The sequence below is a fragment of the Streptomyces sp. NPDC015345 genome, assembly GCF_043078805.1.
In the GTDB taxonomy this organism is placed as follows: Bacteria; Actinomycetota; Actinomycetes; order Streptomycetales; family Streptomycetaceae; genus Streptomyces.
Genome location: NZ_JBIBTX010000002.1, coordinates 116,225 through 129,213 on the forward strand (window position 1 = coordinate 116,225; position 12,989 = coordinate 129,213).

Below are 12,989 nucleotides of genomic sequence, written 5' to 3' on the forward strand. Positions count from 1 at the left end.
ACCCGGAAACGACATACAGGGGTGGGCGACGCAACTCAGGCCAACGCGAGTCCGCCCCCGCACACGTGCGAACACTCGGCACGTGGGGGAACTGCGGACCGCTACCGGGCCTGGGGGATAAAAAACACCTCTAGATCGCCACAGAAGGAACAAGGAGTCTGCCGCCGGCGCCGACGTCTACGGCACAGCAACGTCTACGGCACAGCAACGTCTACGGCACAGCAACGTCTACGGCACAGCAACTTCTCAACGGTACGACACCCTCGGGGTCTCCGTACATCAGATATCGCGTCGGCACATCGAGTACCGCGTCGGCGGCAGAACCCCAGTCTCTCCAGTACCTAGGGGCCGCTGGTCAGAACGGGGCCTGCCCGGAGGGCGAAGCCGGGGCGGGCGGCGGCTGCGGTGGGCGCAGTCCGACGTACTGCCCGCTGGGGCGCATGCGCAGCGGCCGCTCGTCGTACTCCTCCAGGGCATGCGCCATCCAGCCCGCCGTGCGGGCCACCGCGAAGATCGTCTCGCCCGCCTCCGCCGACATCCCGGAGGAGGCGGTCAGGACGGCCAGGGCGAGGTCGACGTTGGCGTGCAGGTCCGTGTGGCGCGCGGCGGTGGCGACCACGTCGCGGGCCGCGGCGACGGCGGGGCCCGCCTTCGGCAACATCTCCAAGAGGCCGAACAGCGCCTGTGCCCGCGGGTCCTCGCCCCGGTAGAGGCGGTGGCCGAGGCCGGGGATGCGGCGGCCCGCGCGGAGTTCGTCGGCCACCACAGGGGCCGCGCTGCCCCGGTCGAGCACGTCGAGCAGCATGCGGTGGGCGAGGCCGCTGGCGGCGCCGTGCAGCGGGCCCTCCAGTACGCCGAGGCCCGCCGACACCGCCGCGTAGGGGTGGGCGCGTGCTGAGGCGGCGACGCGTACGGCGAGCGTCGACGCGGCGAGGTCGTGGTCGACGAGCAGCGCGAGCGCCATGTCCAGGGCGTGCAGCGATGCCTCGTCGGGGTCGAGACCGCTCAGCCGGGCCCACAGGCGCCGAGCCAGGGGACCCTCGTCCCGGTGCCCGGGGAGCACCGGGGGGAGGGCCGCGACGAGCGTGGGGATCAGGGTGCGCGCGGTGCCGATGACCGCCTCTTCGGAGAGGTCGAAGCGGAGCGGGTCGGCGGCCCCGGCGGCGATGGCCGCTACGCGCAGCCGGTCCGTCGGCCCGCTGTGCTCGGGCAGGGCGCTGACGGCCCGGCGGGCCGCGGAGACGGTCTCCCTCGGGGCGGTGAAGCCGATGCCGGGGCGCAGGACGCCGGTCCACAGCCACTCGGCGACCTCTTCGTAGGAGTGCGCCAGCGCGAGCTCCGTGGCGTCAACACCACGGAAGTAGTAGCGGTCGTCGTCGATGAGCGTGATGCGGGTGCGTACGGAGAGTGCGTCGGCGCTGGTCGAGGCGGCTGGTTCCCGTCTGTTCCTGCGGGCCAGGGCCTCGACCTCCCCGGGGTCGAACGTGCTGCCGCGTGCCCCCGCTCCGCGGCGGCTGCTGAGCTGACCTCGACTCACGTACGCGTACACGGTCTCGGGCTTCACACCGAGCAACTCGGCGGCTTCCTTGGTGCTTAGCCGCCGTCGACCGTCGTGCGCGGTTCCTTGATCCGTCATGGGCGACACCGTATCCGCATCTCGACACCTGCATCTGAATATTGATTCTAATTGAGGAGATCAATATTGACAGCTGTTTAGTCAAGCATGGACAGTCGAATCAAGTCCAGGGAGGAAGTCGAGGAAGAACATGCCGATCAATGGCTCCACCGCCACCCCCAACGAGCCTGTCGAGGTCCCACGTGGACTCGCGGGTGTCGTGGTCACCGAGACCCGACTCGGAGACGTGAGGGGATACGAGGGCTTCTACCACTACCGCCAGTACTCGGCCGTCGAGCTCGCGCAGAGCCGCAGCTTCGAGGACGTGTGGCACCTGATGCTCCACGGCGAGCTACCGGACGCCGGGCAGCGCTCCGGCTTCGCCGCGCGCACCGCGGCGCTGCGCCACCTCCCCGAAGAGGTGCACGCCGCGCTGCCCGCCATCGCCCGCGCCAGTGCGCTGTCGGGGCCGCTCTCCGGGCTGCGCACCGCCCTGTCGCTCTTCGGGGCGGCGAAGGGCTTCCGTCCGGTGTACGACATCGACGAGGACCAGCGGCGCGCCGACGCGCTGGCCGCGGCCGCCGTCGTACCGACGCTGCTCACCGCGCTGTACCGGCTCGGCCAGGGCCTGGAACCGGTGGAACCGAGGGACGACCTCTCGTACGCCGCCAACTACCTCTACATGCTCACCGGTTCCGAGCCGGACGCCGCCCGCGCCCGCGCGGTCGAGCAGTACTTGATCTCAACCATTGATCATGGCTTCAACGCGTCGACGTTCACGGCCCGGGTCATCACGTCCACCGGGGCGGATGTCGCGGCGTGTCTGGTGGGCGCCGTGGGTGCGCTGTCGGGGCCGCTGCACGGTGGGGCTCCGAGCCGCGCCCTCGACACCCTCGATGCGATCGGGACCCCCGACCGCATCGACGGATGGATCCGTGCACGTGTCCTCGCGGGAGAGCGCATCATGGGCTTCGGGCACCCTGTCTATCGCACCGAGGATCCGCGCTCACGCATGCTGCGGTGCGTCGCGCGCCAATTCGGCGGGCCCATGGTGGAGTTCGCCGTCGAGGTCGAGCGGCAGGTCGAGGCGATCCTGGCGGAGCTGAAGCCGGGGCGTGAGCTGCACACGAACGTGGAGTTCTACGCCGGGGTCGTCATGGAACTGTGCGGGCTGCCGCGCGAGATGTTCACGCCGACGTTCGCTTCCGCGCGCGTGGTGGGCTGGAGCGCCAACGTCCTGGAGCAGGCGCGGGACTCGAAGATCATTCGCCCGGCGGCGCGGTACGTGGGGGAGGCGCCGCCGGTCCCGGTGCCGTCGGTGTCGTCGGCGCCGTAGGCACTTTTCCGGCCCAACGGTCGGCGCCGGCGGTCGGGTGGGCCGACGGTCACGGACCGGGCGACGCTGTGGCCCGTTGGCGGTCCGCCAGGGCCTGCTCGAAGGCCCGGAACACCCGCCCCTCAGCGCTCTCCGGGGGAAGTGCGGCCTTGTGGGCCCGCGTCGCGTTCCAGTAGCGACGGAACGCCGTGCTGTTGAGCGGGTCCTAGGCGTGGGCGATCAGGTCGGATTCGGAGTGACTGCCCCAGCTGTGCGCGAGTACGTAGTGATTGGACGTCAAATTCGCGAAGAGGTTCTGGGCCCGCCGAAAGGGCGGAACGCCCCGTTGGCTGACGTGCCATCAATTCTCGCCCCGGATCTGTGGAATTCCTCCTGTGGCCGGGCACGGGAGACGGGCCCGGCCCCTGTGGGGACCGGGCCCGAGAGGGCTGCGGCTCGTCACGCGCCGGGAATGTCGCGCCTGGCCATGGTGAGCGTCTGGCGGGTGATGGCGACGATGCGCTGGTGGGCCCCGCGGGCGCAGTCGGGCGGCAAGGAACTCGTGAGCTCGTCGGTCGCGTCGGTGCCGATGACGGCGAAGTCCCCGTCATCGAGTTCGAAGATGTCGGGACACGTCTCGCCCGAGAGGCTGCCCCGCTGGTGCGGGGCGACGCCTATCCGGCGGTACATGGAGAGTTCCAGGGCGCTCTTGCGCCCAAGACGTACGGCCATTCTGCGGCTCCTTGCGGGCAGGCAGGAAATGACGGTGGATATGTCGGGCAGTGAGGGGTCGCTCACGTTGTGCGATGGCGATGCTCCGTCGGATTACCGGGTGCGGCACGACGGCTGGCTCGGGCGGCTCAGGTCTCGGGGATGTCGACCTTGGCTCGGATGAGGGTGTCCCGGCTGATGACGACGATGCGCTCATAGGCGGCACGTGCAGCATCGGCCGGCAGTTTGCCGTCGAGCGCCTCGGTCCTGTCCGTCCCGATGACGGCGAAGTTGCCGTCGCTGAGTTCGAAGATGTCGGGACAGGTCTGGCCGGTTGCGCTGCCCCGCTCACGGGGCGACGCGCCGATGCGGCGCACGATCTTCAAGGGGATCCCGGTCCTTGGGCGATAGGGAGTAAGGGCGGAGACAGGTTAGCCCTTGATGTCGCCGGGATGGGTGCGTCGTCATCCAACTGGACCTACTCGGCAGGAGGTTCACCCACCACCCACCACTCGTCGGTGTCGGCCTCCTGCAATTCCCTGTCCAGACGGTCCATCATCCTGCCCAGCTTGGCCTCGTCAGAGGAGCGGTCCAGGCTTGCCCGGTGGTGGCGCGTGGCATCCCAGTAGTGCCGGAAGAGCGGGTTCTGGCACATCACCCGAAGGTGTCCGTGCAGTTCTCCGAGCGTCATGGCGCCGATGCGGTGCGCATGCAGGGCGTTGATGTACAGCGCGTTCGCGAAGAGGAATTGCCGCTGTCTTTCGGGGGGTACATCTCCCTCGTAGGTGTCCAGGACGGCGGCCAGTGTGGCGTCCCCCATGGCTTTGCACAGCAAGTCGAAGTGCAGCCGATGCTGTTCGGTGAGCGCGTTGTTCCGGCGCTGCGCTTCGGTTGCCGCGAGGTCGCGCTCGGACGCGAGGCGTTCGCGTTCCGCCGTGCATGCCGCCTGCCTGCGCTGCCGTGTCCGGTGCCATGCAAACGTCCCGGTCGCGAACGCGAGCCCGGCAACCGCTGCCGAGCCCACCCCCCATGTCCATGAAATCTGTGTGGCCATGTCAACCCCCGAATCAGGCGACCGTCCGCCGGTCGTCGGGTGCGGGGCGACAGGGAGCGGACCGGCGAGCGGTGGGCGGTGCGCTTGCCGTCTCCCAGGGTGCCGAGCGGCTCTGATCGGCGGGGAGGCGGAGAGGAGGCGCACGGAAGGAAGGGGTGGTCGCACATCCCGGCGCCGTGCCCAATGTGTGCCCCGCGAGCGCCGCTAACAATCGTTCACTTCGCGGCACGTCCGGGCGCACATATCCTGGGACGGTCTTCACTCTTCGCGGGGAACCGCAGCGGCCCGCATCCTGTGTACGGGCTCGCCGCGACCCGTACGAACGCCGGTACGAGGGGCCCACGGTTGAACAAGCAGCAGATCCCGGTCATCGTCCTCGCCGGATTCCTCGGTTCCGGTAAGACCACCCTGCTCAACCATCTGCTGCACCGCAGCGGTGGCAGCCGGATCGGGGCGATCGTCAACGACTTCGGCTCGATCGAGATCGACGCGATGTCGGTCGCGGGGCAGCTCGGCGACTCGACCGTCTCCCTCGGCAACGGCTGCCTGTGCTGTGCCGTGGACGCGAGCGAGCTCGACGAGTACCTGGAGCGGCTCGCCCGGCCCTCCGCCGGGATCGATGTGATCGTCATCGAGGCGAGCGGCCTCGCGGAGCCGCAGGAGCTCGTGAAGATGCTGCTCGCCAGCGAGAACCCGCACATCGTGTACGGGGGGCTCGTCGAGGTGGTGGACGCCGCCGAGTTCGATGCCACGAGGGAGCGGCATCCCGAGGTGGACCGGCATCTCGGCGTCGCCGATCTCGTCGTGGTCAACAAGGCCGACCGGGTGCCGCGCGAGGAGCACGAGCGCGTCCTCGGCGTCGTCCGCGGGCTCGCCGGCCGCGCGGCTGTCGTCGCGGCCTCCTTCGGCCGCGTGGACGTGGAGCTGTTCTTCGACCGTGCGCCGGTGGGGGAGCGGGTCGGGCAGCTCTCCTTCGACGATCTGCGGGACGAGGGGGATCTGCGCGGCGATGACGAGCCTCGCGACCAGGTGGAACCGTCCGACGGCTGCCGCCACCACGGCCACCCGCACTCCGCCTACGAAAGCCTCTCCTTCGTCTCCGAGGCGCCCATGGGGCCCCGCCCCTTGATGGCCCTCCTGGACAGCAGGCCGGAGGGCCTCTACCGCATCAAGGGGTACGTCGATTTCGGCCCCTCCGACCCGGCGAACCGGTACGCGGTGCACGCCGTCGGGCGCTTTCTGCGCTTCTACCCGGAGCCGTGGGCTCCGGGCGAGCCGCGCCTGACCCAGCTCGTCCTCATCGGGTCGGACATCGACGTACCCGCCCTGGAGAAGGAGCTGGAGGCCTGTCGTGAGTACGCGCCACAGGCCGATGAGCACGGCATGTGGGGCGTACTGCGGTACGTCCAGGAGCCGGACGCCGACGAGCCCGACGCCGACGAGCCGGACGGCGATGAACCGGACACCGGCGAACCCGACGCCGAGCCCGCCGGCTGACCGCGGCTACACCGGGCCGGCCACCGCCGCCACCGGCTTCGCCAGCGATACGCCCGAACCGTCACGGCGCGGGTCGATGTCCGGCAGCTCGGCCGGTGCGCCATTGCGCTGGGCCGCGTGCGGCGGCGTCGGGCCCGCCCAGGCGAAGCTCAGGCAGTCCTCGCCCTTCAGGAACCGCTGGACGCGCACACCGCCCGTGGCACGCCCCTTGCGCGGGTACTGGTCGAACGGCGTGAGCTTGGCCGTCGTCTGCACCGAGTCGTCGAGCGTGCCGCGCGAGCCCGCCACCGTGAAGACGACCGCGTCCACCGCCGGGTCCACCGCCGTGAAGGAGATGACCTTCGCGCCATCGGCGAGCTTGATGCCCGTCATGCCGCCCGCTGGACGGCCCTGCGGGCGCACCTGAGAGGCCTGGTAGCGCAGCAGCTGGGCGTCGTCCGTGATGAAGACGAGATCCTCCTCGCCGGTGCGCAGCTCGGCCGCGCCCACGATCCGGTCACCGTCCTTCAGGGTGATGACCTCCAGCTCCTCCTTGTTGGAGGGATAGTCGGGCACCACGCGCTTGACCACGCCCTGGGCGGTGCCGAGCGCCAGACCCGGCGATGACTCATCGAGCGTCATCAGGCAGATCAGCTTCTCGTCCTTCGTCAGCGGAAGCAGCTCGGAGACGGGCGCCCCTCCGGAGAGGTTGGGCGCGCCCATCGTCTCCGGGAGCTGCGGGAGGTCCACTACGGAGAGCCGCAGCAGCCGCCCCTCGGACGTGACCGCGCCCACCTCGCCGCGCGCCGTGGCCGGCACCGCCGAGACGATCGCGTCGTGCTTGACGCGCTTGGTCTCGCCGTCACCGAAGGGCTCGCCGTTGGCCGTACGGGCCAGCAGGCCGGTCGATGACAGGAGTACGCGGCACGGGTCGTCCGCGACCTGGAGCGAGACCGTGGCGGCCGGGGAGCCCGCCGACTCCAGGAGCACCGTGCGCCGGTCCGTGCCGAACTTCTTGGCGACGGCGGCCAGTTCGGAGGAGACCAGCTTGCGCAGCTCGGCGTCCGAGTCCAGGATGCCGGTCAGCTCGTCGATCTCGCCGTTGAGCTTGTCGCGCTCGGACTCCAGCTCGATGCGGTCGTACTTGGTGAGACGGCGCAGCGGGGTGTCGAGGATGTACTGCGTCTGGATGTCGCTCAGCGAGAAGCGCTCGATGAGTCGCTCCTTGGCCTGCGCGGAGTTCTCACTGGAGCGGATGAGGCGGATGACCTCGTCGATGTCCAGAAGGGCGACCAGGAGGCCCTCGACCAGGTGCAGGCGGTCGCGCTTCTTGCCGCGGCGGAACTCGCTGCGGCGGCGCACCACGTCGAACCGGTGGTCGAGGTAGACCTCCAGGAGCTCCTTGAGGCCGAGCGTGAGGGGCTGTCCGTCGACCAGCGCGACGTTGTTGATGCCGAAGGACTCCTCCATCGGCGTCAGCTTGTACAGCTGCTCCAGGACGGCCTCCGGGACGAAGCCGTTCTTGATCTCGATGACCAGGCGCAGGCCGTGCGAGCGGTCGGTGAGGTCCTTGACGTCGGCGATGCCCTGGAGCTTCTTCGCGCCGACCAGGTCCTTGATCTTGGAGATGACCTTTTCGGGGCCTACGGAGAAAGGCAGTTCGGTGACGACCAGGCCCTTGCGGCGCGCCGTCACGTTCTCCACGGCGACCGTCGCGCGGATCTTGAAGGAGCCGCGGCCCGATTCGTACGCGTCCTTGATGCCGGTCAGGCCGACGATCTTGCCGCCCGTGGGCAGGTCGGGGCCCGGCACGTACTTCATCAGCGTCTCGAGGTCGGCCCCCGGGTGCTTGATCAGGTGGCGCGCGGCGGCGATGACCTCGCCGAGGTTGTGCGGCGGCATGTTCGTCGCCATGCCGACCGCGATGCCCGACGCGCCGTTGACCAGGAGGTTCGGGTAGGCCGCCGGGAGGGCGGACGGCTCCATCTCCTGGCCGTCGTAGTTCGGCTCGAAGTCGACGGTGTTCTCGTCGATCGATTCCGTCATGAGGGAGGTGGCGTCGGCCATCTTGCACTCGGTGTACCGCATGGCGGCCGGCGGGTCGTCGTTGCCGAGCGAGCCGAAGTTGCCGTGGCCGTCCACGAGCGGGAGGCGCATCGAGAAGGGCTGGGCCATGCGCACCAGCGCGTCGTAGATCGACGCGTCGCCGTGGGGGTGCAACTTACCCATGACCTCACCGACGACACGGGCGCACTTCACATAGCCGCGGTCGGGGCGCAGGCCCATCTCGTTCATCTGATAGACGATCCTGCGGTGCACCGGCTTCATGCCGTCGCGGGCGTCCGGCAGGGCCCGGGAGTAGATGACCGAATACGCGTACTCGAGGAAGGAGCCCTGCATCTCGTCGACGACGTCGATGTCGAGGATCTTCTCCTCGAACGAGTCGTCGGGCGGCGGGGTCTTCGTGCTGCGGCGGGCCATCGCTGCTGCGGCTCCTTCACCAACAAGTGCGGGATCTGACGCCGACCATTGTGGACTGTCCCACTGACAACGCCGACCACGCCCCGTGCCGACGGCGGCGTCACCCCCGCGACTACGCCGAGGGCGGACCGGGAACTTCGTCAGGTGTCCGCACGCTTGCATACAGTGGCAGGACTGGCAGCAATTGTTCTGAACCCAGCGATGATCACGACGATCCAGCGATCGAAGGGACGTACATGCCCATGGGTCACACGGCCACAGCCGAGGCCGGCTCCGGCGGCCTGACAGCGACCGAGCACCGGCTGGCCAACGGCCTGCGCGTGGTGCTCTCCGAGGACCACCTGACCCCGGTCGCCGCGGTCTGCCTCTGGTACGACGTCGGCTCCCGCCACGAGGTCAAGGGGCGGACCGGCCTGGCCCACCTCTTCGAGCACCTGATGTTCCAGGGCTCGAAGCAGGTGCACGGCAACGGCCACTTCGAACTGGTCCAGGGGGCGGGCGGCTCCCTCAACGGCACGACCAGCTTCGAGCGCACCAACTACTTCGAGACGATGCCCGCCCATCAGTTGGAGCTGGCCCTGTGGCTGGAGGCCGACCGGATGGGCTCGCTGCTCTCCGCGCTCGACGAGGAGTCCATGGAGAACCAGCGCGACGTCGTCAAGAACGAACGCCGCCAGCGCTACGACAACGTCCCGTACGGCACGGCCTTCGAGAAGCTGACCGCCCTCTCCTATCCGGAGGGGCACCCCTACCACCACACGCCGATCGGCTCCATGGCCGACCTGGACGCGGCCACCCTGGAAGACGCCCGCGCGTTCTTCCGCACGTACTACGCGCCCAACAACGCCGTCCTGTCGGTCGTCGGCGACATCGACCCCGAGCAGACGCTCGCCTGGGTCGAGAAGTACTTCGGGTCGATCCCCTCGCACGACGGCAAGCAGCCGCCGCGTGACGGCTCCCTCCCGGAGCGCATCGGCAAAGAGCTGCGCGAGGTCATCGAGGAGGATGTGCCGGCCCGCGCCCTCATGGCCGCCTACCGCCTCCCGGAGGACGGCACGCGCGCGTGCGACGCGGCCGACCTCGCCCTCACCGTCCTCGGCAGCGGCGACTCCTCCCGGCTCTACAACCGGCTCGTGCGCCGCGACCGCACCGCCGTCGCCGCCGGATTCGGCCTGCTGCGCCTCGCCGGTGCCCCCTCGCTCGGCTGGCTGGACGTGAAGACGTCCGGCGACGTCGAGGTCCCGGTCATCGAGGCCGCCGTCGACGAGGAGTTGGCCCGCTTCGCCGCGGAGGGCCCCACCCCGGAGGAGATGGAGCGCGCCCAGGCCCAGCTGGAGCGGGAGTGGCTCGACCGTCTCGGCACGGTCGCGGGCCGCGCGGACGAACTGTGCCGGTACGCGGTCCTGTTCGGCGACCCGCAGCTCGCTCTCACCGCGGTGCAGCGCGTGCTCGACGTCACCGCCGAGGAGGTCCAGGAGGTCGCCAAGGCCCGCCTGCGCCCGGACAACCGCGCGGTGCTCGTCTACGAACCGGTGTCCACCGAGGACGAGGCCGCCGAGGCCGCCGCCGAGACCGCAGAGGAAGAGGAGGCGGCGAAGTGACCGAGGCCGCGACGATGCAGTTCCACCCCCAGCCCCAGGCCGGCACGGCCAAGCCGTGGGCCTTCCCCGCCCCAGAGCGCGGCGCGCTGCCCAACGGCCTCACGGTGCTGCGCTGTGACCGCCCCGGCCAGCAGGTCGTCGCCGTGGAGGTCCACCTGGAGGCGCCCCTGGACGCCGAGCCGAAGGGCCTCGACGGCGTCGCCACGATCATGGCGAGGGCCTTCAACGAAGGCACCGACAAGCACTCGGCGGAGGAGTTCGCCGCCGAGCTCGACCGGTGCGGCGCCACCATGGACGCGCACGCCGACCACCCCGGCGTCCGCGTCTCCCTCGAAGTCCCGGTCTCCCGCCTCCCCAAGGCGCTCGGCCTGCTCTCCGACGCCCTGAGGGCCCCGGCCTTCGCGGACAGCGAGATCGAGCGCCTCGTACGCAACCGCCTGGACGAGATCCCGCATGAGGCGGCCAATCCGGCACGCCGCGCGGCCAAGGAGCTCTCCAGGCAGCTGTTCCCGGCGAGTTCGCGCATGTCGCGGCCCCGCCAGGGCACCGAGGAGACGGTCAAGGCCATCGACGCGGCCGCGGTGCGCGCCTTCTACGAGGCGCACGTCCGTCCCGCCACGTCCACCCTGGTGGTCGTCGGCGACCTCGCGGGCACCGACCTGGACGCCGTCCTCGCGGACACCGTCGGCACCTGGAAGGGCGGCACCGCCGAGCCCCGCCCGATGCCCGCGATCACCGCGGACGACACGGGCCGTGTCGTCATCGTGGACCGCCCCGGAGCCGTCCAGACGCAGCTTCTGATCGGCCGCATCGGCCCGGACCGGCACGACCGGATCTGGCCGGCCCAGGTCCTCGGCACGTACTGCCTGGGCGGAACCCTCACCTCCCGCCTGGACCGCGTCCTGCGCGAGGAGAAGGGCTACACCTACGGCGTACGGGCGTTCAGCCAGGTCCTGCGCTCCGCACCGGACGGCACGGGCGCCGCGATGCTCGCCATCAGCGGCTCCGTCGACACCGCCTCCACGGGGCCCGCGCTGGAGGACCTCTGGACGGTCCTGCGCACCCTCGCAGCCGAGGGCCTGACCGACGCCGAGCGCGACGTGGCGGTGCAGAACCTGGTGGGCGTGGCCCCGCTCAAGTACGAGATGGCCGCCTCCGTGGCCGCCACGCTCGCCGACCAGGTCGAGCAGAACCTCCCGGACGACTTCCAGGCGCGGCTCTACCGGCAGTTGGCCGCGACCGGCACCGTGGAGGCCACCGCGGCCGTCGTGAGCGCCTTCCCGGAGGACCACCTGGTGACGATCCTCGTCGGGGACGCCGCGGAGATCGAGGAGCCCGTCAGGGCGCTCGGCATCGGCGAGGTGAGTGTGGTCGCCGGCTGAGCGGCAGTCAGGACATATCGGGACCCCGGCGACCGTTTCGGTGGCCGGGGTCGCGTACTCCCCATATGTCCGAATTCATAGGGTGGTTGCCTGTTCGGTGTGTGGCGTGCGCTACAAAAGAGGCGTTCTGTTTGTCGATTGAAAGACGGCCCGTTTAGCGTCGGTCCGACTGTTCGTCACGCAGTACGTCGCATCCGCGGCACCGGACAGTCATCGCCGAGTCCCCGTACGGCGCGAGCCAGGGGAGCCGGGGACCCACATGTCCCCTGGGGTGAATCGGGCACCTTGCCGTCAGGTGAGGGACTCGTAGGAGACCTTCCTGCTCCGAACCCGTCAGCTAACCCGGTAGGCGAGAAGGAAGGAAAGGATCAGCCGCTTCATGGCGTTCACCCGTGCCACCGGGAAGCACCGTCGTCCCAGCCGCCTCACCCGCACCACCGCGAACGTCGCGGGCGTCGCAGCGATCACCACCACGGGTGTCATCGGAGGCCTGGCCGCTCCGGCGCTCGCCGCCGCCGACGACGCCGCCTTCGAACACACCGGGCTCACCCAGGCGATCTCCGTGGGCGACTCGCTCGCCGACAGCATCGACGCGCAGGCCGCCGCCCAGCGGCAGGCCGCCGACGACGCCGCGGCCGCCAAGAAGGCCGAAGAGGCCGCCAAGAAGAAGGCCGCCGAGGAGAAGCGCAAGGCCGAGGCCGAGGCCAAGGCGAAGGCCAAGAAGGAGCGCGAGGCGAAGGAGCGCGCCGCCCGCGAGGCCGAGCGCAAGCGCCTGAACACCTACGTCTCCCCGATCTCCGGCTCGTACGTCTCCACGGGTTACCAGACCGGCGGCGCCATGTGGTCCTCCGGCAGCCACACCGGCGTCGACTTCCACGCCGCGTCCGGCACGCCGGTCCACGCGGTGGGCGCCGGCACCGTCGTCGAGGCGGGCTGGGGCGGTGCCTACGGCAACAACGTGGTCATCAAGATGAACGACGGCACGTACACCCAGTACGGCCACATGTCGTCCCTCGGCGTCACCGTCGGCCAGACGGTCACCCCGGGCCAGCAGATAGGCCTCTCGGGCTCCACCGGCAACTCCAGTGGCCCGCACCTCCACTTCGAGGCCCGCACCGGCCCGGACTACGGCTCGGACATCGACCCCGTGGCGTACCTCCGCTCGCACGGCGTCAACGTCTGACCCGTCCCGGCACCTCACCGAAGGCCCCGGCTCTCCCGAGCCGGGGCCTTCGCCGTTTCCCACCCGCCTCGCCTGGCCAAAAGATATCCATGGAATCCGGCCCGCCATCGGAAATTCAGCGGCTCTGCAATAGAGTTCCGGAACGAGCGTCGGTCGACCGCGTTTCGCGGG

General features: G+C 70.1%; 10 protein-coding genes, 1 pseudogene and 1 riboswitch. Of the genes and pseudogenes, 5 read left to right on the top strand and 6 right to left on the bottom strand.

Annotation, left to right across the window (positions count from 1 at the left end; genetic code table 11):
• Positions 1-355: 355 nt before the first annotated feature.
• Entirely contained in the window at positions 356-1,636 is a 1,281-nt protein-coding gene (locus ACF062_RS06910; RefSeq protein WP_392136714.1) for a citrate synthase, read from the bottom strand.
• Between the two features lie 130 nt (positions 1,637-1,766).
• On the opposite strand from ACF062_RS06910, the gene ACF062_RS06915 reads away from it, so the two are divergent.
• The gene (locus tag ACF062_RS06915; protein ID WP_392136715.1) at positions 1,767-2,951 is read left to right on the top strand and encodes a citrate synthase/methylcitrate synthase; all 1,185 of its coding nucleotides are present in this window, start codon (positions 1,767-1,769) and stop codon (positions 2,949-2,951) included.
• A 49-nt stretch (positions 2,952-3,000) separates the two neighbouring features.
• Here ACF062_RS06915 and ACF062_RS06920 read toward each other — a convergent pair.
• From ACF062_RS06920 to ACF062_RS06935, 4 genes and pseudogenes are all read right to left on the bottom strand, one after another.
• Positions 3,001-3,135, bottom strand: a pseudogene (locus ACF062_RS06920) (hypothetical protein); the annotation flags it as partial.
• A 254-nt stretch (positions 3,136-3,389) separates the two neighbouring features.
• A complete protein-coding gene (locus tag ACF062_RS06925) occupies positions 3,390-3,662 on the bottom strand; it encodes a hypothetical protein (protein ID WP_392136716.1) in 273 nt (90 codons plus the stop codon).
• A 128-nt stretch (positions 3,663-3,790) separates the two neighbouring features.
• The gene (locus ACF062_RS06930) at positions 3,791-4,027 is read right to left on the bottom strand and encodes a hypothetical protein (RefSeq protein WP_223777201.1); all 237 of its coding nucleotides are present in this window, start codon (positions 4,025-4,027) and stop codon (positions 3,791-3,793) included.
• Between the two features lie 92 nt (positions 4,028-4,119).
• On the bottom strand, positions 4,120-4,695 hold the full coding sequence (locus ACF062_RS06935; protein ID WP_392136718.1) for a DUF6082 family protein: 576 nt from the start codon (positions 4,693-4,695) through the stop codon (positions 4,120-4,122).
• A 345-nt stretch (positions 4,696-5,040) separates the two neighbouring features.
• Between ACF062_RS06935 and ACF062_RS06940 the strand changes: the two genes are divergently transcribed.
• On the top strand, positions 5,041-6,192 hold the full coding sequence (locus ACF062_RS06940) for a CobW family GTP-binding protein (protein ID WP_392136719.1): 1,152 nt from the start codon (positions 5,041-5,043) through the stop codon (positions 6,190-6,192).
• Between the two features lie 6 nt (positions 6,193-6,198).
• On the opposite strand, the gene ACF062_RS06945 is transcribed toward ACF062_RS06940, so the two are convergent.
• On the bottom strand, positions 6,199-8,652 hold the full coding sequence (locus tag ACF062_RS06945; protein WP_223777204.1) for a DNA topoisomerase (ATP-hydrolyzing) subunit A: 2,454 nt from the start codon (positions 8,650-8,652) through the stop codon (positions 6,199-6,201).
• A gap of 236 nt (positions 8,653-8,888) precedes the next feature.
• Here ACF062_RS06945 and ACF062_RS06950 point away from each other — a divergent pair, with 236 nt between their 5' ends.
• The 3 genes from ACF062_RS06950 (at position 8,889) to ACF062_RS06960 (ending at position 12,818) form a co-directional block, all read left to right on the top strand.
• Positions 8,889-10,253: a M16 family metallopeptidase gene (locus tag ACF062_RS06950; protein ID WP_392136721.1), complete on the top strand. Its 1,365-nt coding sequence runs from the start codon at positions 8,889-8,891 to the stop codon at positions 10,251-10,253.
• Entirely contained in the window at positions 10,250-11,635 is a 1,386-nt protein-coding gene (locus tag ACF062_RS06955) for a M16 family metallopeptidase (protein WP_392136723.1), read from the top strand. The genes ACF062_RS06950 and ACF062_RS06955 overlap by 4 nt, the downstream gene beginning before the upstream one ends.
• A gap of 204 nt (positions 11,636-11,839) precedes the next feature.
• Positions 11,840-12,002, top strand: a riboswitch (cyclic di-AMP (ydaO/yuaA leader).
• A 12-nt stretch (positions 12,003-12,014) separates the two neighbouring features.
• Positions 12,015-12,818, top strand: coding sequence for a M23 family metallopeptidase (locus ACF062_RS06960; RefSeq protein ID WP_356578325.1), 804 nt, complete (start codon positions 12,015-12,017; stop codon positions 12,816-12,818).
• Positions 12,819-12,989 lie beyond the last annotated feature (171 nt).

Coding starts and splice junctions, on each gene's coding strand:
- ACF062_RS06945 (WP_223777204.1), bottom strand. CDS start 8,652: ATGGCCCGCCGCAGCACGAAGACCCCGCCGCCCGACGACTCGTTCGAG.
- ACF062_RS06910 (WP_392136714.1), bottom strand. CDS start 1,636: ATGACGGATCAAGGAACCGCGCACGACGGTCGACGGCGGCTAAGCACC.
- ACF062_RS06915 (WP_392136715.1), top strand. CDS start 1,767: ATGCCGATCAATGGCTCCACCGCCACCCCCAACGAGCCTGTCGAGGTC.
- ACF062_RS06960 (WP_356578325.1), top strand. CDS start 12,015: ATGGCGTTCACCCGTGCCACCGGGAAGCACCGTCGTCCCAGCCGCCTC.
- ACF062_RS06935 (WP_392136718.1), bottom strand. CDS start 4,695: ATGGCCACACAGATTTCATGGACATGGGGGGTGGGCTCGGCAGCGGTT.
- ACF062_RS06925 (WP_392136716.1), bottom strand. CDS start 3,662: ATGGCCGTACGTCTTGGGCGCAAGAGCGCCCTGGAACTCTCCATGTAC.
- ACF062_RS06950 (WP_392136721.1), top strand. CDS start 8,889: ATGCCCATGGGTCACACGGCCACAGCCGAGGCCGGCTCCGGCGGCCTG.